Annotated in this window: 16 protein-coding genes; 3 read left to right on the forward strand and 13 right to left on the reverse strand. The window is 72.2% G+C overall.

Translation table 11 applies throughout. The features are described from left to right. Window positions 1-9 precede the first annotated feature (9 nt). The 3 genes from AMK19_RS29600 to AMK19_RS29610 form a co-directional block, all read right to left on the reverse strand. Complete coding sequence (locus AMK19_RS29600; RefSeq protein ID WP_073817413.1) at window positions 10-1,203, reverse strand: RtcB family protein; 1,194 nt, start codon at window positions 1,201-1,203, stop codon at window positions 10-12. A gap of 357 nt (window positions 1,204-1,560) precedes the next feature. Continuing rightward, window positions 1,561-2,928, reverse strand: a complete 1,368-nt coding sequence (locus AMK19_RS29605) for a M16 family metallopeptidase (RefSeq protein ID WP_073817688.1) — start codon at window positions 2,926-2,928, stop codon at window positions 1,561-1,563. A gap of 44 nt (window positions 2,929-2,972) precedes the next feature. Then, window positions 2,973-4,307 (reverse strand): M16 family metallopeptidase, encoded by a 1,335-nt coding sequence (locus AMK19_RS29610; protein WP_073817416.1) that lies wholly within the window; start codon window positions 4,305-4,307, stop codon window positions 2,973-2,975. A gap of 228 nt (window positions 4,308-4,535) precedes the next feature. Here AMK19_RS29610 and AMK19_RS29615 point away from each other — a divergent pair, with 228 nt between their 5' ends. Beyond that, window positions 4,536-6,983, forward strand: a complete 2,448-nt coding sequence (locus tag AMK19_RS29615; RefSeq protein ID WP_073817420.1) for a DNA gyrase/topoisomerase IV subunit A — start codon at window positions 4,536-4,538, stop codon at window positions 6,981-6,983. 88 nt (window positions 6,984-7,071) lie between these two features. Here AMK19_RS29615 and AMK19_RS29620 read toward each other — a convergent pair whose 3' ends face one another. Genes AMK19_RS29620 through AMK19_RS29635 form a run of 4 tightly spaced genes read right to left on the reverse strand, consistent with a single transcriptional unit; the run spans window position 7,072 to window position 9,921 of the window. After that, window positions 7,072-7,671, reverse strand: a complete 600-nt coding sequence (locus AMK19_RS29620) for a hypothetical protein (RefSeq protein ID WP_073817423.1) — start codon at window positions 7,669-7,671, stop codon at window positions 7,072-7,074. Beyond that, a complete protein-coding gene (locus AMK19_RS29625) occupies window positions 7,668-8,219 on the reverse strand; it encodes a hypothetical protein (protein WP_073817426.1) in 552 nt (183 codons plus the stop codon). Before AMK19_RS29625 ends, AMK19_RS29620 begins: the two co-directional genes overlap by 4 nt. Continuing rightward, on the reverse strand, window positions 8,219-9,673 hold the full coding sequence (locus tag AMK19_RS29630; RefSeq protein WP_073817430.1) for a putative T7SS-secreted protein: 1,455 nt from the start codon (window positions 9,671-9,673) through the stop codon (window positions 8,219-8,221). Before AMK19_RS29630 ends, AMK19_RS29625 begins: the two co-directional genes overlap by 1 nt. After that, a complete protein-coding gene (locus AMK19_RS29635) occupies window positions 9,670-9,921 on the reverse strand; it encodes a hypothetical protein (protein WP_241844645.1) in 252 nt (83 codons plus the stop codon). The genes AMK19_RS29630 and AMK19_RS29635 overlap by 4 nt, the downstream gene beginning before the upstream one ends. Window positions 9,922-10,087: 166 nt before the next feature. Between AMK19_RS29635 and AMK19_RS29640 the strand changes: the two genes are divergently transcribed. Continuing rightward, window positions 10,088-10,996 (forward strand): sucrase ferredoxin, encoded by a 909-nt coding sequence (locus AMK19_RS29640; protein ID WP_073817437.1) that lies wholly within the window; start codon window positions 10,088-10,090, stop codon window positions 10,994-10,996. A gap of 49 nt (window positions 10,997-11,045) precedes the next feature. Here the strand turns inward: AMK19_RS29640 and AMK19_RS29645 are convergent, their stop codons facing one another. The 6 genes from AMK19_RS29645 to AMK19_RS29670 form a co-directional block, all read right to left on the reverse strand. Next, the gene (locus tag AMK19_RS29645; RefSeq protein WP_073817441.1) at window positions 11,046-12,653 is read right to left on the reverse strand and encodes a solute symporter family protein; all 1,608 of its coding nucleotides are present in this window, start codon (window positions 12,651-12,653) and stop codon (window positions 11,046-11,048) included. Then, on the reverse strand, window positions 12,650-13,075 hold the full coding sequence (locus AMK19_RS29650) for a DUF485 domain-containing protein (RefSeq protein ID WP_073817444.1): 426 nt from the start codon (window positions 13,073-13,075) through the stop codon (window positions 12,650-12,652). Before AMK19_RS29650 ends, AMK19_RS29645 begins: the two co-directional genes overlap by 4 nt. A 114-nt stretch (window positions 13,076-13,189) precedes the next feature. Next, a complete protein-coding gene (locus AMK19_RS29655) occupies window positions 13,190-13,930 on the reverse strand; it encodes a response regulator transcription factor (protein ID WP_073817447.1) in 741 nt (246 codons plus the stop codon). Window positions 13,931-13,941: 11 nt separating this feature from the next. Beyond that, complete coding sequence (locus tag AMK19_RS29660; protein ID WP_198953494.1) at window positions 13,942-15,102, reverse strand: sensor histidine kinase; 1,161 nt, start codon at window positions 15,100-15,102, stop codon at window positions 13,942-13,944. A gap of 70 nt (window positions 15,103-15,172) precedes the next feature. Further along, complete coding sequence (locus tag AMK19_RS29665) at window positions 15,173-15,655, reverse strand: CcdC protein domain-containing protein (protein ID WP_073817451.1); 483 nt, start codon at window positions 15,653-15,655, stop codon at window positions 15,173-15,175. A gap of 141 nt (window positions 15,656-15,796) precedes the next feature. Next, entirely contained in the window at window positions 15,797-17,947 is a 2,151-nt protein-coding gene (locus tag AMK19_RS29670) for a DNA gyrase/topoisomerase IV subunit B (protein ID WP_443135053.1), read from the reverse strand. 429 nt (window positions 17,948-18,376) lie between these two features. Here AMK19_RS29670 and AMK19_RS29675 point away from each other — a divergent pair, with 429 nt between their 5' ends. Then, window positions 18,377-18,607 carry a DUF7455 domain-containing protein gene (locus AMK19_RS29675; protein ID WP_073817457.1) on the forward strand — a complete coding sequence of 77 codons (231 nt, stop codon included), beginning with the start codon at window positions 18,377-18,379 and terminating at the stop codon, window positions 18,605-18,607. Window positions 18,608-18,718 lie beyond the last annotated feature (111 nt).

Genomic DNA, 18,718 nt, shown 5'->3' on the forward strand with positions numbered 1-18,718 from the left:
CCGGCTTCGTCAGCCCTTGACGCAGATCACCTGCTTGAGGTGCGCGACCACCTCGACCAGGTCCTTCTGCTGGGCGATGACCTTCTCGATCGGCTTGTACGCGCCGGGGATCTCGTCGACCACGCCGGCGTCCTTGCGGCACTCGACGCCGGCGGTCTGCTCGGCGAGGTCCTTGGCGGTGAAGCGCTTCTTCGCGGCCGTCCGGCTCATCTTGCGGCCGGCGCCGTGGGAGGCCGAGTTGAAGGACGCGGTGTTGCCGAGGCCCTTCACGATGTACGAGCCGGTGCCCATCGAGCCGGGGATGATGCCGTACTCGCCGGAGCCGGCCCGGATCGCGCCCTTGCGGGTGACGAGCAGGTCGACGCCGTCGTAGCGCTCCTCGGCCACGTAGTTGTGGTGGCAGGAGATCATCTCGCCGAAGGTGGCCCGGGCCTTGGGCAGTTCGCGGCGGACCGCGTCCTGGAAGAGGGCCATCATCAGCGCCCGGTTGTGGCTCGCGTACTCCTGCGCCCAGAACAGGTCGGAGCGGTAGGCGGCCATCTGCGGGGTGTCGGCGATGAAGACCGCGAGGTCCCGGTCGATCAGGCCCTGGTTGTGCGGCAGCGAGCGGGCGATCGTCATGTGGTGCTCGGCGAGCTCCTTGCCGATGTTGCGCGAGCCGGAGTGCAGCATCAGCCAGACCGCGCCGTCGTCGTCCAGGCACAGCTCGATGAAGTGGTTGCCGCCGCCGAGGGTCGCCATCTGCTGGGCGGCCCGCTCGCGCCGCCAGCGGACGTCGGAGGCGATGCCGTCGAAGCGCTGCCAGAAGTCGTTCCAGCCGGCGGTGGGCTGCCCGTGCAGCTTGCCCGGCTCGATCGGGTCGGAGTGCAGGCCGCGGCCGACCGGGATGGCCTGTTCGATCCGGTGGCGCAGGTGCGACAGGTCGTCCGGGAGGTCCTTCGCGGTGAGCGAGGACTTCACGGCCGTCATCCCGCAGCCGATGTCGACGCCGACCGCGGCCGGGCAGACCGCGCCCTTCATGGCGATGACGGAGCCGACCGTCGCGCCCTTGCCCAGGTGGACGTCCGGCATCACGGCGAGGCCGTGCAGCCACGGCAGGGTGCTGATGTTGCGCAGCTGATCCATGGCCTGGCCCTCGACGGTGGCCGGGTCGGTCCACATCCGGATGGGCACGCGGACGCCGGGCACCTCGGTGTACGTCATGGCGGTTCGACCTCCTGGGTCGTCGATTCCAAGGGTGCCGCACGAAGACGCCCGGTGCGGCGGCGGGGAAGATCGAGGGGGCGGCCCGGCAGGGCGGGACCGCGGGCGGCAGACGGGTGCTGCGCGGCGACTGCTCAGGCAGTTCGGTACGAACGACGGGAGGGCAGCCTCGGGGAGCGTCGTCGTGGCTCGACCCGCATGGTGACCGCCTCCTCCCGCATTCGTCGTGGCCGCGCGTTCTCGCCCGGCGGGGACCATCTACCCATGCCGCGCCGACAGCGTGCAAGGGATTAAAACGCCGCGGGCCCGGCGGAGCTGACACTCCGCCGGGCCCTGTGAAGGGACGTCGAAAGGACGTCAGTTGGCGATGACCGTGACGTCGCCGATGCCGAGCGCCTTGACCGGCTCGGCGATCACCGAGGCGTCGCCGACCAGCACGGTGACCAGGCGGTCCGGCGGGAAGGCGGCGACGGCGGCCCGGGTGGCGGCCTCGGTGTCGAGCGCGGCCAGCTGCCGGTAGAACTCGGCCTGGTAGGTGTCGGGCAGGTACTGCTCGACCTGGTCGGCCAGGGTGGCGGCGACCGACCCGGCCGTCTCGTACTTCAGCGGCGCGACGCCGACCAGGAACTGCACGGCCTCCTCGCGCTCGGCGTCGGTGAGGCCCTCCGCGGCCAGCGTCCGCAGGATGGTCCAGGTATCCTGCAGCGCGGGCGCGGTGGACTCGGTGTCCACCGAGCCGCTGATCGCCAGCAGCCCGCGGCCGGAGCCGTCGGCGGCGGAGCGCAGCGGCTGGGCGAACGCCCGGACGCCGTAGGTGTAGCCCTTCTCCTCGCGCAGCACCCGGTCGAGCCGGGAGGTGAGGGTGCCGCCGAGGCAGTAGACGCCGAGGACCTGCGCGGCCCACGCCGGGTCGTGCCGGTCCGGGCCGATCCGGCCGATCAGCAGCTGGGTCTGCACCGAGCCGGGCCGGTCGACGATGACCACCCGGCCGGCGTCGTCGGCGGTCACCGGGCCGTGCACGGACGGCTCGGCGCTCTCGCCGGTCCACCGGCCGAGGGTGGACTCCAGCAACGCGGTCAGGTCGATGCCGGTGAGGTCGCCGACCACCACGGCGGTGGCGGTGGACGGGCGCAGGTGGGTGTCGTAGAACGCCTTCACCGCGTCCCGGTCGATCCGCTTGACGGTGTCGGTGGAGCCGGCCCGCGGCCGCGACAGCCGGTCGGCCTCGGCGAACAGCGCGGCGTACAGCGCCTTGGCGGAGCGCCGGGACGGGTTGGCCTGCTCGTGGACGATCTCGTCGAGGCGGTTGGCGACCAGCCGCTCGATCTCCTCGGTGGGCAGCGCGGGGACGCGCAGGGCGTCGCCGAGCAGGGTCAGGCCGCGCTCCAGCCGGGAGGCCGGGACCTCCAGCGAGACCCGCAGCGCGGGGTGGTCGGCGTGCGTGTCCAGGGTCGCTCCGGCCCGCTCCAGCTCGCCCGCGAACTCCTCGGCGGTAAGCGTGTCGGTGCCCTCGGAGAGCGCCCGGCACAGGATCGAGGCGACGCCGTCCAGGCCCTCGGGCTCGGCGGCCAGCGGCGCGTCCAGCACCACGTCGACGGCGACCAGCTGCTGGCCGGGGCGGTGGCAGTGCAGCACCGTCAGGCCGTTGGCCAGGGTGAGCCGTTCGGGAGCCGGGAACGCCCACGGGGTGGGGATGCCGGGCTGCGGCTGCGGGTGGAAGTCCATCGCCGGGACGTACTTCTCGGGGGTGTCCTGCGCGGGGGTGTCGCTCATGCCGCCGCCTCCTCGTTCTCGGAGCTGTCGTCGTCGGTGCTGTCGTCGGGGGTCGGCTCGTACACCAGCACGGCCCGGTTGTCGGGGCGCAGCCGGGCGGCGGCCACCTCGCGGACCTCCTCGGCGGTGATGTCGAGGACCTTCGGCAGGGCCTCGTTCACCAGCTTCGGGTCGCCGAACAGCACGGCGTAGCGGCAGAGTTCGTCGGCGCGGCCGGCGACGGTGGTGAGCCGGTCCAACCACTCGCGCTCGATCTGGGCCTGGGCGCGTTCGAGTTCCTCGGCGGTGGGGCCCTCGGCGGCGAACCGGGCGAGTTCCTCGTCGACGGCGGCCTCGATCTGCTCCAGGGTGGCGCCGGCCCCGGCCTTGACGTCCAGCCAGCCCAGCGAGGGCGCGCCGGCCAGCCGCAGCAGGCCGAAGCCGGCCGAGACGGCGGTGCGGTCGCGGCGGACCAGCCGGTTGTACAGGCGGGACGACTCGCCGCTGCCGAGGACGGTGAGCGCCAGGTCGGCGGCGTCGGCCTGCCGGGTGCCGTCGTGCGGCAGCCGGTAGGCGGCCATCAGGGCGCGGGAGGGGACGTCCTCGCGGATCAGTTCGCGGGACTCGGCGCCCATGGTGTCGGGCAGGGTGCCGTCGCGCGGCGGCTGCTTGCCGTCGTGGCCGGGGATGGAGCCGAAGTACTTCTCCACCCAGGCGACGGTCTGCTCGGGGTCGAGGTCGCCGACGATCGACAGCACCGCGTTGTTGGGCGCGTAGTAGGTGCGGAAGAACGCCCGGGCGTCCTCCAGCGTGGCGGCGTCCAGGTCGGCCATCGAGCCGATCGGGGTGTGGTGGTAGGGGTGCTCGCCGGGGAAGGACAGCGCGGTGAGCTTCTCGAACGCGGTGCCGTAGGGCACGTTGTCGTAGCGCTGGCGGCGCTCGTTCTTCACCACGTCGCGCTGGTTCTCCATGGACGTGTCGTCCAGGGCGGCCAGCAGCGAGCCCATCCGGTCGGCCTCCAGCCAGAGCGCGAGCTCCAGTTGGTGGGCGGGCATGGTCTCGAAGTAGTTGGTGCGCTCGAAGCTGGTGGTGCCGTTGAGCGAGCCGCCGGCGCCCTGGACCAGCTCGAAGTGCCCGTTGTTGGAGACGTTCGCCGAGCCCTGGAACATCAGGTGCTCGAAGAGGTGGGCGAGGCCGGTGCGTCCCTTCACCTCGTGCCGGGAACCCACGTCGTACCAGAGGCACACGGCGGTGACCGGAGTGAGGTGGTCCTCGGAGAGCACCACGCGCAGACCGTTGGCGAGGCGGTGTTCGGTGATGGCGAGGCCGCTGGCGGGGCCGGGGTTGGCCATGCGGGGGTCCTTCCCGTCGTCGGTTCCGGAGTGTCCGGGCCGGGGGCTTGTGACGTCCCCCATTCTGGTCCAACGCCCGGACCCGCCGTCAGGTGTCCGTGTGTCGGGCGCGTTCGCCAGCGGCGGAAGCGGCCCGGGTGACAGGCGGTGTCCCACCGAGGGTCCACAATGGGGGGCGTTCATGCCTTGGCCCTGCCCACCCCAGTACCGCAAGGGAGCCCCGCAGCGATGGCCCGCCGCAGTTCGCCCACCCCGCCGCCCGGTGACTTCGAGGAGCGCATCCTCGATGTCGATGTCGTGGACGAGATGCAGGGCTCGTTCCTGGAGTACGCCTACTCGGTGATCTATTCCCGGGCCCTGCCGGACGCCCGCGACGGCTTGAAGCCGGTGCACCGCCGGATCCTCTACCAGGCCAACGAGATGGGCCTGCGCCCGGAGCGCGGCCACGTCAAGTGCGCCCGCCTGGTCGGCGAGGTGATGGGCCGGCTGCACCCGCACGGCGACACCTCGATCTACGACGCCGTGGTGCGCATGGCACAGCCGTTCTCGATGCGTCTGCCGCTGATCGACGGCCACGGCAACTTCGGGTCGCTCGGCAACGACGACCCGCCGGCCGCGATGCGCTACACCGAGTCCCGGCTGACGGCCGCCTCGATGTCGATGGTGGAGTCGATCCACGAGGACACCGTCGACTTCGCCCCGAACTACGACGGCTCCGAGCAGGAGCCCCAGGTGCTCCCCGCGGCGTACCCGAACCTGCTGGTCAACGGTGCCACCGGCATCGCGGTCGGCATGGCGACCAACATGCCGCCGCACAACCTGTCCGAGGTGGTGGCCGCCGCCCGGCACCTGATCAAGCACCCGACCGCGGACCTGGAAACCCTGATGCGGTTCGTCCCGGGTCCGGACCTGCCGACCGGCGGCCGGATCGTCGGCCTGTCCGGCATCCGCGACGCGTACGAGTCCGGCCGCGGCACCTTCAAGATCCGCGCCACCACCACGATCGAGAACGTCACCGCCCGCCGCAAGGGCATCGTGGTCACCGAGCTGCCGTACACGGTCGGCCCGGAGAAGGTGATCGCGAAGATCAAGGACCTGGTCAACGCGAAGAAGCTCCAGGGCATCGCCGACGTCAAGGACCTCACCGACCGCGCGCACGGCCTGCGGCTGGTCATCGAGGTGAAGAACGGCTTCGTGCCCGAGGCGCTGCTGGAGCAGCTCTACAAGCTGACGCCGATGGAGGAGACCTTCGGCATCAACAACGTGGCGCTGGTGGACGGCCAGCCGCTGACGCTGGGCCTGAAGGAGCTGCTGGAGGTCTACGTCGACCACCGCTTCACGGTGGTCAAGCGCCGCAGCGACTTCCGCCGCCGCAAGCGCCAGGACCGGCTGCACCTGGTCGAGGGCCTGCTGATCGCGCTGGTCGACATCGACGAGGTGATCGCGCTGATCCGCAGCAGCGACGACGCGGCCCAGGCCAAGGAGCGCCTGATGGAGCGCTTCGGCATCTCCGAGACGCAGACCGCGTACATCCTGGACACCCCGCTGCGCCGGCTCACCCGCTTCGACCGGGTCGAGCTGGAGGCGGAGCAGGCCAAGCTGCTCAAGGAGATCGCCGAGCTGACCGAGATCCTGGAGTCCGACACCAGGCTGCGTTCCGTGGTGTCCTCCGAACTCGCCGCGGTGGCCAAGCAGTTCGGCACCGAGCGGCGCACCGTGCTGCTGGAGGCCGGGTCGGTGCCGTCGGCGGCGCTGTCGGTGCCGCTGGAGGTCGCGGACGACCCGTGCCGGGTGCTGCTGTCCGCCACCGGTCTGCTCGCCCGCACCTTCGACCTGGAGCCGGTCACCGAGGAGCCGTCGCGGGCCAAGCACGACGTGCTGGCCTCCGCCGTCCCCGCCACCGCGCGCGGCGACATCGGCGTGGTCACCACGGCGGGCCGGGTGCTGCGCCTGCCGGTGATCGACCTGCCGGCGCTGCCCCCGGGCACCAGGGCGCTGTCCGGCGGCGCCGCAGTCTCCGAGTTCCTCCGCCTGGAGGAGGACGAGCGGGCGCTCGCGCTGACCACCCTGGACGAGTCCTCGCCGGGCCTGGCGCTCGGCACCGTGCAGGGCACGGTCAAGCGGGTGGTGCCCGAATGGCCCGCCAACAAGGACGAGTTCGAGGTGATCGCGCTCAAGGACGGCGACACCGTGATCGGCGCGGTCGAACTGCGCACCGGCGAGGAGGACCTGGTCTTCCTCACCTCCGACGCCCAGCTGCTGCGCTACCCGGCGGGCCAGGTCCGCCCGCAGGGCCGCCCGGCCGGCGGCATGGCCGGCATCAAGCTGTCCGACGGCGCGCGGGTGCTGTCCTTCACCGCCGTCGACCCGGCCGAGGACGCGGTGGTCCTCTCGGTGGCCGCGACCACCGGCACGCTGGACGGGGAACAGCAGACCAGCTGGAAGCTCACCCCGTTCGACCAGTACCCGCGCAAGGGCCGGGCCACCGGCGGCGTCCGCTGCCAGCGCTTCCTGCGCGGCGAGGACGGCCTCGCGTTCGCCTGGGCGGGCCCGCTGCCCGCCCTCGGCGCCGCCGCCAACGGGCAGCCCGTCACGCTCCCGGAGCGCGACCCGCGCCGCGACGGCTCCGGCACCCCGGTGACCGCGCAGATCGCGGCGGTCGGCGGCCGGATGTGACGGAACGGCGGGCGCCCCCTCGCACGAGGGGGCGCCCGCCGTTTTCACCCGTGCGGGTTCAGAACAGCGGCGCGCGCTCCGCGGGGCGCTACACCGGCAGCGGCACCGGATCGTCCGTCAACACCTCGACGGTGTCGGTCAGTTCGGACAGCAGCGCGACGTACTGCGGCAGGTCGGGCAGCGACGGCGTCGTCAACGAGAACACCAGCAGCTCGGAGATCTCCGGCAGCGGCAGGTAGACGTCCACCCGGACCAGCGGCAGCGCCGGCTGCTCGGGCACCGGCGTCCACTCGACGCCGCTGAACGCCACCACGGCCGGGCCCTGCTCGGTCTCGGTGCGGTGCACGTCGGCCGCCGGGTCCAGCGAGAGGACCTCCTCCAGCGTCTCGATCACCGCCTCCGGGTCGGCCGCCGGCTCCAGCGTCTCGCTGCGGGCCACCAGCGACGCGGTGGACACCCGGTCGTCCTCGGTGGCCATCAGGCACACCCCGGCGTAGCTCGCACCGTCCTCGGCGGCGGCGTCGGCCAGCTCGCCGTAGAACTGCTGGACGCCCGCACGCTGCGCCTCGGTGCCGCCCGCCCATATCTCGCATGCCAACTCCCGCAGGTGGACGGCGCGTTGATCATCGTCCAGGTGCATGCCGAGGTCGTGGAAGTGCACCGGCACGTCGAAGGTGTAGCTGCTCATCGGGCCACCGCCCGGTTCCACGCGGCAACGGGGGCCAGCTCGACGCCGAACTCGCCCGCGGAGCGGGCCGTCAGGCCGTGCTCGGCGGCGATCGCGTGGATCCGCTCCGGCCGCACGCCCCGGTAGTCCTTCGGGGAGAGCACGAACGCGAACATCTCGCTTCCCCAGCGCAGCCCGGCCCAGCCGTCGAGCTCCTGCCTCCCGGCCGGCCGACGCGCGTACGCCGCGGCCGCGGTACGGCAGATCCCTGCCATCCGGGCGTCCCAGAGCCGCTGACCGTCGCCCCACTCGCGGACCAGCCGGGCCGGGCCGACGAACCTGGTCAGCGGCCGCAGCAGCATCCGCAGCCAGCCCCGGTCCGGCCACTCCAGATCGGTGACCACCTCGATCCCCACGAGCACCGGCACGTACAGCAGCCGGGCCATCAGGTCCAGCGGGACCAGCACCCACTGGACGGCGCACCACAGCACCAGCCCGATCCGCGAGCGCCGCCCCGCCGACGGGGTCAACGGCGGCGTGCCGTACATCAACGGCGGTGTGCCGTCCATCAGTTGCCTCCGCTGAACTGGTCGTGGATGCCGGTGACGATGCCCGGCAGCGAGGGCACCCCGTTGATGCCCCGGCTCCACCAGGACATCGGGTCGAGGCTGCCGTCGGCCCGGATCGCGTTCTGGAACGAGGGGATCGAGCGCAGGCCCGGCAGGTTGGCGACCCGGGTGGACTTGAACGTGTCGACCGCGGTGCCGTACACGGACTCGGCGACGTGCTTCTCCCAGGCGAACTTCATCCGGTTGCCCATGCCGGGCAGCGCCTTGAAGGTGGTCTTCAGCGCACCCTCCGCGCCGATCTCGGTGACCCGGACGGCCGACCCGCGCAGTGCGTCGCCCAGGTGGTCGACGATCTGGCTCTTGGCGATCTCCCGGACCTTCCCGCCGGTCTGCCGCATCACCGTCCCGCCGGTCTCCAGCGCCACCTTCTCGATCTTCGGGACCAGCTTGGTGGTGACCTTCATGACCGGCTTGGCCGCGGTGCCGACCAGCTTGCCGAACGGCAGCGCCCCCAGCCCGTCGCCGACCAGGTCCATCGCACTGACGTTCGCGCCGCCGAGTTTCGCCAGGCCGTGGCCGGCCAGCGCACCGGCCGAGAGCACGCCGCCGGCCAGCGCCAGCGCGCCGGACAGCGGCGGGAACCACAGGGTGCACAGGGCCGCCACGCCCAGGACGGTGGAGGCGATGCCCAGCCAGTCGCCGATCTTCTTCAGCAGGTCGGCATGCTTGGTGGCCCACTCCTTGAGCGCGTGCCCGGCCCGCTTCAGCGCGTCCTTGAAGCCGTCCCACATGCTGGTGGACGGCGCGTTCTGGTTGGCCTTGCGCAGAGCCCGGGCGACCTTCCCGGCCGCGTCCTGGTGATCCTCGCGAAGTTCCTTCGCCTGCTTCACTATCGCCCGGAAGGCGTCCTCGGCGTTCTCCAACGCCTGCTTGGCGTCGTCGAGTTCCTCGCCGGCCGCGTTCAACTCGCGCTGCGCGGCGTCGATCTCGGCCTGGGCCTGCCGCAGCTGCGCGTCGTCGGCGTACATCCGCCCGGCCAGCCGGAACGCCGGGGCGCCGGCCGCCGTCTCGTACCGCGAGCGGGCGGCGTCCTGCTGCCGCTCGCAGGTCCCGCAGCGCCGCCCGGCCGCCTCCGCGTCCGCCTCGTAGCGTCGCGCGACCTCCTGGAAGTGAGTCAACTGGCCACGCCAGCCCTCCAGTTGCCGGGCCGCCGCGCGCACCGCGTCATCGCTGTCGCGGAGCAGGCCGGGCAGTTCGCCGACCTTCCCGGCGAACGCGCGCGCCGCGTCGCCGCGCCAGCTGCCGCCGGCCCGGGTGAGCCGCTCCAGGGTGCCGTGGGCACTCTCCAGCGCCCCGGCGGCGGTGGTCAGCCGCCGCACCAACTCGTCCACGCTGCCCGGGTTTCCGGGCGCCGGGTCGAAGCCCAGCGCGGGGAACTGCGCCGTGTCGCTCACGCGGCACCGCCGCCGAACGCGTCGCGCAGGGCCTGGTCGGTCTCCGCGTAGGCCCGCCGGGTGATGGTCAGCCCCTCCTCCACCTGCTGGGTGGACTCGGCGATCTTCTTGATCGCGTCGTCCCAGCTGTCGTGGAACTCGTCGCAGGCGTGGTCCAGCGACGCGGCGCCGGTGGTCTTCGGCCCGGTGTCGCGCATCGCGTTCAACGCGGTGCGCAGCTCGTCCTGACTGCGGTGCAGGTCAGCCAACAGACGGTCCAGGTCCGCCACGTCGACCGCGAAGAACGACCCCAAGATTCCCCCAAAAGAACGTCAACTCCAGGTAATGGGGCTCAGCATAATCCGTGCCCGCCGCGACCCTCCGCACGCGAAGCTCCGTCCGCCCCTCACCGCCACCCGGACATAAGGTGGGCAGGTGAGCACCTGTACGACGCTGTCGCGCGAACTGACCGAGCCGCTGGCCGCCACCGCGGCCACCGCCACCACCTGGCTGCTGCTCGAACAGCCCGGCCCCTGGGGCGCCCAGGCCCTCGTCGGCAGCCACCTCGACCACGGGCTCGGGGCGGCGCTGGACCGGGCCACCGGGGGCACCGGCGTCCGGGTCGCACTGATCCGCCGGCCCGGCCGGCACGCGGACACCGACACCGCCGCCCGGCACGAGGTCCTGATCGCGCACACCGCGCCCACCGACCCGTGGGTGCGCCGGGCCCGCCTGGACGACCCCGCCGCGCTGCTCGACCTCGACTTCGCCGCCCTCGGCGCGGGCCGCCACGACGGCTTCGGCGCCGAGCACATCGGCGGCCCGATCGCCCTGGTGTGCACCAACGGCCGCCGCGACCGCTGCTGCGCACTGCTCGGCCGCCCGCTGGCCGCCGACCTGGCGTCGGCCGGCCACAGCGAGGTCTGGGAGGTCACCCACCTCGGCGGCCACCGCTTCTCCCCCACCATGCTGGTGCTGCCGCACGGCTACGCGTACGGCCGGCTCACCGCGGAGTCCGCCAAGGAGGTGCTGTCCGCCACCGCCGCCGGCCACACCGTCCCCGCCCACTCGCGCGGCCGCTCGTACTGGCCCCGCCCGTCCCAGGCCGCCGAGCAGGCCGTCCGCGAACTGACCGGCGAGAGCGCCGCCGACGCGCTGGCCATGCGTCAGACAGCCGACGGCGACGGCTGGACGGTCGAGGTCGCGCACGCCGACGGCCGTCGCTGGCGGGCGACGGTGGCGGAGTCCGCGAGCGAGCCACCCCGCCCGGAGAGCTGCGGCAAGGCCCCGGGCACCCCGTCCCGGATGGACGTCACCGCCCTGGAGGCGCTCCCCGCCGCATGACGAACGGGCCCCGCACCGGTCGGTGCGGGGCCCGTCGTCGAGGCGTCCGTCAGGCGGCTCCGGCGCCGGTCAGGGCGCGGACCTCCAGCTCGGCGTAGCCGTCCTCGTCGGCCGGCTCCCGGTCCAGCAGGGTACCCAGCCAGCCGGCCAGGAAGCCGAGCGGGATGGAGATCAGACCGGGGTTCTCCAGCGGGAACCAGTGGAAGTCCATGCCGGGCAGCACCGAGGTCTTCGTCCCGGAGACGACCGGCGAGAACAGCACCAGCACCACCGCCGGAACCAGACCGCCGTACACCGACCAGACCGCGCCCCGGGTGGAGAAGCGCTTCCAGAACAGCGAGTACAGCAGCGTCGGCAGGTTCGCCGAGGCGGCCACCGCGAAGGCCAGACCGACCAGGAACGCGACGTTCAGGCGCTGCGCGAACAGGCTGAGCACGATCGCGAGCCCACCGATCACCACGGCGGAGATCCGGGCCGCGATCACCTCCTCGCGCTCCGACACCTGCCGACCGCCCTCCCGCCGCCAGGCCCGGGCGTACAGGTCGTGGGCGAACGCCGCCGAGGAGGCCAGCGTCAGACCGGCGACCACCGCCAGGATGGTGGCGAACGCGATCGCCGAGATCACCGCGAACAGCAGCAGGCCCCCGGTCGATCCGTCACCGCCGCCGAGGTCCAGCGCGAGCAGCGGAACGGCCGTGTTGCCCGCCGAGTTGGACGCCCGCAGGTCGTGCCCGCCGACCACCGCGCCGGCCCCGAGGCCGAGCACGATCGCCATCAGGTAGAACGAGCCGATCAGGCCGATCGCCCACATCGTGGAGCGCCGGGCGGCCCGCGCGGTGGGCACCGTGTAGAACCGGCTGAGAATGTGCGGCAGACCGCCGGTGCCGAGCACCAGCGCCAGGCCGAGGCTGACGAAGTCCAGCCGGTCGAGCGCGCTGGAACCGTAGTTGAGGCCCGGCCGCAGGTACTTCTCGCCCTCGCCGCTGCGCCGCGCGGCGGTCTCCATCAGCGCACCCAGGTCTCCGTGGAACCGGGCCACCACCAGCACCGTGAGCAGCACCGAGCCGCCCACCAGCAGGAACGCCTTGACGATCTGGATCCAGGTGGTGGCGCGCATGCCGCCGACCGTCACGTAGACGATCATCAGGGCGCCGACCGCGATGATGGTCCACGCCTTGGCGGCCCCGCTGTTGGTGCCCAGCAGCAGGGCGACCAGGCTGCCCGCGCCGACCATCTGCGCGATCAGGTACATCAGCGTGACGACCATCGAGGACAGGCCGGCCGCGGCCCGCACCGGCCGCTGGCGCATCCGCAGCGCCAGCACGTCGGCCAGCGTGTACCGACCGGTGTTGCGGACCAGTTCGGACACCAGCATCAGCACGACCAGCCAGGCGACCAGGAAGCCGATGCTGTAGAGCACGCCGTCGTAGCCGTACAGCGCGATCAGCCCGGTCACGCCGAGGAAGGAGGCGGCCGAAAGGTAGTCGCCGGACAGCGCGAAACCATTCTGCAGCGGGGAGAAGTCCCGGCCGCCGGCGAAGAAGTCCTCGGCGGCGTGGCCGCGGCGGCCGACCCAGATCGTGATGGTCAGCGTCACCGCGACGACGACGGCGAAGAGCGCGACGGCGAGGCCGTGGTTCGGGTGGTGAGCGGTCATCGCAGCTGGTCCTGGGTGTCCCAGCGCAGTTCGAGGGCGGCTCGATCGCGCTTGGTGCGGGCATTACGGGCGTAGAGCCAGGTGAGCAGGAAGGTCGAGGCGAACTGGCCGAGACCGAGCGTCCAGGCCACGTTCAGCGGCCCGGCGATCCGGCGGCCCAGCAGGTCGGGCATGAACGCCTCGGCCGACACGAACAGCAGGTACCAGGCCAGGAACCCGGCGCAGGCCGGGAACACGAACGCACGGTAGCCCCGCCGGATCTCCTGGAACGCCTCGCTGTCCTGAACACTCCGGTAGACCGCGCCCCCCACCCGGTCCTCCAGTGGTTCCGGCTCCGCCTCCACACTGCGCCGCGGCGCCACCACCCGGGGTTGGGGGGCGGCGGCCCCGGCCCACCAGTCGACTCTCTCCTGCTGCGCCACTTGCCGACACCTCATCATTTCGGCCACTACGACCGAACCATGATGGAGCGTCACAAACCACACAAGGAAACCAGTGAAGATACGTTCAGCCTATGCCGCGAAAGGGCGGTACGTTCACCAACCTTCTGAAATTCCATGCTTGAAGGCGTACGCAACGGCCTGCGCACGGTCCCGAACGGCCGTCTTGGCGAAAAGGTTGTTGATATGGGTTTTCACCGTTGCGGGGCTGACGAACAACCTCTCGGCGATCTCCGCGTTGGACAGTCCGGACGCGATCAACGCCAGCACCTCGGCCTCCCGTTGGGTCAGCCCGTCCGGCAGCACCACCCGACCGGCCCGCCCGGGCTCGGCCTTCGGCGCGGCCCCGGGCCGCTGCTCCGCGACCGGCCGCGCCGGCTCGGCCGGGGCGACCGGGGCGGTCGGCGTGCCCGACAGGCGTTCCAGCAGCCGCAGTTGGACCTGCGGGGAGAGCCCGGCCGCGCCCGAACGGACGTCCGCCACCGCGCGGGCGATCTCCTCCGCGCCCGCGTCCTTGGTCAGGAAGCCGCGCGCCCCCGCCTGCAGGGCGGAGAACAGCGAGTCGTCGTCGGCGTAGGTGGTGAGCACCACCACCTCGGTGCCCGGGTACTCGGCGCGCACCCGGCGGGTGGCCTCCACCCCGTCGCAGCGCGGCATCCGCAGGTCCATCAGCACCACGTCGGGGGCGTGTTCGGCGACCAGCCGCAGCGCCTCCTCGCCGTCCGCCGCCGAGCCGACCACCGTGATGCCCGGCAGCAGCCCCAGCAGCATCACGATGCCCTCGCGGACCACGGTCTGGTCGTCGGCGACCACCACCCGGATCGGCCCGCCCGTCATCTCCGTACCCGTCACGCCGGCACCCGCAGCAGCACGCGCCACCCTCCGTCCTCGGGGCCCGCCAGCAGTTCGCCGCCGAGCAACTCCGCGCGTTCGCGCATCCCGAGCAGACCGTACCCGCTCCCGCTGTCCCCCAGCATCGGGTCCGCACCGCGCGGGGCACCGGAGTTGCGCACCGTCAGCTCCACCGAGCCGTCCAGGTAGCCGAGGCGGACGTCGACCCGGCCGCCCGGCGCGTGCTTGCGGGCGTTGGTCAGCGCCTCCTGCGCGGTGCGGCGCACCGCCAGCCCGGCCTCTGCGGACACCGGCCGGGGCACCCCGTCCACCGTCAGCTCGGCCCCGGACTGCGCGGCCAGCTCGGCCACGAACTCGGCGACGGGGGCGAACTCGCCGCGCAGCGCGGACAGCGCCTGCCGGGTCTCGGCCAGCCCGTCCTGGGCCATCCGCCGGGCGGCGACCACCCGTTCGCGGACCTCGGCCCGTTCGGCTCCGGCGTCCAGCATCAGCCGGGCCGCCTCCAGGTGCACCAGCTGCGCGGACAGGCTGTGCGCCAGCACGTCGTGGATCTCCCGGGCGATCCTGGCCCGCTCGGCGAGCGCCGCCGACTCCGCCTTCGCCGCCTGCGCGGCCCGCTCCTGGGCCAGCAGCGCGCGCTGCGCGGAGCGGGCCTGGGTGTCCAGGCGCAGCAGGTAGCCGAGCAGCCCGAGGCCGCCCGCGACGACCAGCATCACCAGCAGCGACTCACCCGAGCTCAGGCCGTAACCCGCCAGTGCGGCAGCGGCGGTGAGCAGCCCCGCGGCCAGCGGCAGGCGGATCACCGCGAGCACCGCGAGGCCGTACCAGATCATCGAGGCCAGGGTCTTCGCCCCGCCGTCGTCGGCCAGCCCCGCGACCACCAGCAGCCCGGCCGCGCAGCCCAGCGCCTGCCACAGCCGCTGCGCCCGGCAGAAGAAGAACCAGCCGGTGAACAGTCCGGTGGCGGTGAGGATCCAGAGGATCGGCGGCAGCAACCGCCAGCCCGCGTAGTGCTGTTCGGCGAAGGTGCCGAAGACCACCGTCGACAGCAGGCCGAAGCGGCCGACGAACCCCAGCACCAGCCGGGCCCGCGAGTGGTGCTCCCGGATCGGGACGCCTCCGGCCGGCCAGCGGGTCCAGCGTTCCAGGGTGCTCACCGAACGATCCTCTCTCAATGCCGGTGCCGCCGACACCCGGTGGGGTCGGCGGCACGGTGCCGGCGTTCCGTCAGGCGGCCAGGGTGTGCTTGTGGTCGTCCAGCCGGCGGGCCCGCCAGCTGACGGCGGCCGAGCGGACCAGCAGCAGCAGGCCGAGCGACAGCATCAGCACGCTGGTGGACTGGTGGACGTGCAGCGCGGTGCCGACGCCGTACCAGCCGATCCGGATCACGATCGCGCCGACCCAGGCGAACACCGTGGCGACGGAACCCTGGGTCCACAACTGGCCCTCCTGGTCGCGCCAGAGCCGCATCGTCCAGCCCCAGGCGCAGCCCATGCCCACGGTGGTGACCAGCGAGCCGGCCAGGATCAGGGCGGCGGCGCCCTTGTGGGCCGGGTCGATCAGCACCGGGTCGCGCAGCGCGACCGCGGCGAGGATCAGCGGCAGCAGCCAGAACCGGCGTTCGGTGTCCAGCCGGCGGGCCCGCAGCTGCCGGCCCACCACCAGGACGATCACGGCGACGGCGATCAGGACGTTGGACAGGGCGGTCATTTCGGGTGCCTCCTGGGCGGGGTGTTCTCGACACCACGAAATCTACGGAGGACGGGCCGCCGAATCCTCGGAGCGGGGGTGGAACCGCAGACGGAAAGGGCTCTCCACCCGTGGGTGGAGAGCCCTTTCGCGCGGGTCTGCTCAGGCGTCGATCCGGGACCGGTCCAGGGTCGCCGCCGAGTCCACGATGAACTCCCGCCGCGGCGCGACGTCGTTGCCCATCAGCAGGTCGAAGGTCTTCTCCGCGGACTCCAGGTCGCCCAGGTTGATCCGGCGCAGGATCCGGTGCCGCGGGTCCACGGTGGTCTCCGCCAGCTGGTCGGCGTCCATCTCGCCGAGGCCCTTGTAGCGCTGGATCGGGTCCTTCCAGCGCAGCCCCTTGCCCTGGAACTCCAGCAGGGTGCGCCGCAGTTCGGCGTCCGAGTAGGTGTAGTGGTACTTCTCCTGGCCGCGCTTGGGGTTGGTCAGCTCGATCCGGTGCAGCGGCGGCACGGCGGCGAACACCCGGCCCTGCTCGACCATCGGCCGCATGTAGCGGTGGAACAGCGTCAGCAGCAGGGTGCGGATGTGCGAGCCGTCGACGTCGGCGTCGGCCATGAAGATGACCTTGCCGTAGCGGGCCTGGTCGATGTCGAAGGTGCGGCCGGAGCCCGCTCCTATGACCTGGATGATGGCCGCGCACTCGGCGTTCTTGAGCATGTCGCTCACCGACGCCTTCTGGACGTTCAGGATCTTGCCGCGGATCGGCAGCAGCGCCTGGAACTCGGAGTTGCGGGCCAGCTTGGCGGTGCCCAGCGCCGAGTCGCCCTCGACGATGAACAGTTCGCTGCGGTCGACGTCGTCGCTGCGGCAGTCGGCCAGCTTGGCGGGCAGCGAGGAGGTCTCCAGCGCGGTCTTCCGGCGCTGCGCCTCCTTGTGCTGCCGGGCGGCGACCCGGGTGCGGGCGGCGGCCACGACCTTCTCCAGCACGGCCCGGGCCTGGAGCTTCTCGTCCTTCTTGGCGGAGGTGAGGAAGCTCTTCAACTCCTTGGCCACCACGGCCGCCACGATCCGGTTGGCCGCCGAGGTGCCCAGCACCTCCTTGGTCTGCCCCTCGAACTGCGGCTCGGCCAGCCGGACGGTGACCACCGCGGTCAGGCCCTCCAGCGCGTCGTCCTTGGTGACGTCGTCCTCGGCGACCCGCAGCAACTTGCTGGACCGCAGCACCTCGTTGACGGTCTTGGCGAGCTGCCGCTCGAAGCCGTTGACGTGGGTGCCGCCCTTGGGGGTGGCGATGATGTTGACGAAGGAGCGCAGCGTGCTGTCGTAACCGGCGCCCCAGCGCAGCGCGATGTCCACCCCGAGTTCCCGGGTGACCTCGGTGGGGGTCATGTGCCCGAGCTCGTCGAGCACCGGGACGGTCTCCTTGAAGGTGCCCTCGCCGCGCAGCCGCAGCACGTCGGAGACCGGGCGGTCGGGGGCGAGGAACTCGCAGAACTCGCTGATGCCGCCGTCGAAGCGGAAGGTCTCCTCCTGGACCTGCTCGCTCTCCGTCAGCCGCTCGTCACGGACCACGATGGTCAGGCCGGGCACCAGGAACGCGGTCTGCCGGGCCCGGGCGTGCAGCGACTCCAGCGAGAGCTTGGCGTCCTTGAGGAAGATCTGCCGGTCCGCCCAGTAGCGGATCCGGGTGCCGGTGCGGGTCTTGGCGAACCGGCCCTTCTTGGTCAGCCCGCTGCCGGCCGTGAACGTCGTGTCCGGGCCGTCCTCGGCGAACACACCGGGGGTGCCGCGCCGGAAGCTGATCGAGTGGGTGGTGCCGGAGCGGTCCACCTCCACGTCCAGCCGGGCGGACAGGGCGTTCACCACCGAGGCGCCGACGCCGTGCAGGCCGCCGGAGGCCGCGTACGAGCCGCCGCCGAACTTTCCGCCCGCGTGCAGTTTGGTCAGCACCACCTCGACGCCGGACAGCCCGGTCTTGGGCTCCACGTCCACCGGGATGCCGCGGCCGTTGTCCCGCACCTCGACCGAGCCGTCCTGGTGCAGCAGCACGTCGATCCGGTCGCAGAAGCCGCCGAGCGCCTCGTCGACCGAGTTGTCGATGATCTCCCACAGGCAGTGCATCAGACCGCGACTGTCCGTCGACCCGATGTACATGCCCGGCCGCTTGCGGACCGCCTCCAGCCCTTCGAGGACGAGCAGATGCCGCGCGGTGTAGTCGGACCCGCCCTCGCCGGTCACCAGTGAGGACGGGACGGTCTTTTCTCCACTCACGCTCTGCACTCCTCCACGATGTTGACGGACACCCCGCATGCTCTCAGCAACTGAGACTTCGGCCGCCGAGGCCCGCACGCCTTGTACGCGCTGCGCGAACACGGCTCCCGCCGCGGACGCGGCCCTCACCCTGCCATCTCCTGCCGACACCACGGGTCCTGGCGGACCTGGACGGCCGGGGAGGGCGGCGGAGCTGCTGTGATGCGGTCAAACGGGGTCCGGGACGGGGCTTATGCTCCACCCCAGCGGAGGATTATGCTACGCGGACCTCGCCCCCCGGCTCGGTCGGGCGTTCGAGGTGATTGGCGGACCATCGGAATCGGTACGCATGAACCACCGGTGCCCGGGGCACGTCCTCATCAACGAGACAGCAGAATCCTCAAAGAGAAAAGCCACGAGCGGGAACGAATTCGACCTGGTTGGATGTTGATCCTGGTACACAGCTCGTCGAGCTAGAGAAGAGGCGACGTGACTACTGTTCTGACCCCTGCGAGCCCGCTCACCGCGGCAGACCGCTGCGACCGTTGCGGCGCTCAGGCCTACCTGCGCGTCGTCCTTTCCAGCGGTGGAGAGCTGCTGTTCTGCGCCCACCACGGGCGTAAGTTCGAGCCCGAGCTCAAGAAGATCGCCGTGGAGATACACGACGAGAGCAACCGCCTCTCCGGCACCTCGGCAACGGCTACCGAGGGCGAGCGCTGACGCTCCCGCCCATCTCCCGAGCTGCTTGAACGGCCGGGCGGCCCTCCCTTCGGGGCGGGCCGCCCGGCCGTGGCGTTTGCCCGGCCGCCGCGGCAGGTCGTGTCGGCCATG

The organism is Kitasatospora sp. CB01950 (assembly GCF_001905465.1).
Lineage (GTDB): Bacteria > Actinomycetota > Actinomycetes > Streptomycetales > Streptomycetaceae > Kitasatospora.

Coding starts and splice junctions, on each gene's coding strand:
- AMK19_RS29600 (WP_073817413.1), bottom strand. CDS start 1,203: ATGACGTACACCGAGGTGCCCGGCGTCCGCGTGCCCATCCGGATGTGG.
- AMK19_RS29605 (WP_073817688.1), bottom strand. CDS start 2,928: ATGGACTTCCACCCGCAGCCGCAGCCCGGCATCCCCACCCCGTGGGCG.
- AMK19_RS29610 (WP_073817416.1), bottom strand. CDS start 4,307: ATGGCCAACCCCGGCCCCGCCAGCGGCCTCGCCATCACCGAACACCGC.
- AMK19_RS29615 (WP_073817420.1), top strand. CDS start 4,536: ATGGCCCGCCGCAGTTCGCCCACCCCGCCGCCCGGTGACTTCGAGGAG.
- AMK19_RS29620 (WP_073817423.1), bottom strand. CDS start 7,671: ATGAGCAGCTACACCTTCGACGTGCCGGTGCACTTCCACGACCTCGGC.
- AMK19_RS29625 (WP_073817426.1), bottom strand. CDS start 8,219: ATGGACGGCACACCGCCGTTGATGTACGGCACGCCGCCGTTGACCCCG.
- AMK19_RS29645 (WP_073817441.1), bottom strand. CDS start 12,653: ATGACCGCTCACCACCCGAACCACGGCCTCGCCGTCGCGCTCTTCGCC.
- AMK19_RS29655 (WP_073817447.1), bottom strand. CDS start 13,930: ATGACGGGCGGGCCGATCCGGGTGGTGGTCGCCGACGACCAGACCGTG.
- AMK19_RS29665 (WP_073817451.1), bottom strand. CDS start 15,655: ATGACCGCCCTGTCCAACGTCCTGATCGCCGTCGCCGTGATCGTCCTG.
- AMK19_RS29670 (WP_443135053.1), bottom strand. CDS start 17,947: ATGCGGGGTGTCCGTCAACATCGTGGAGGAGTGCAGAGCGTGAGTGGA.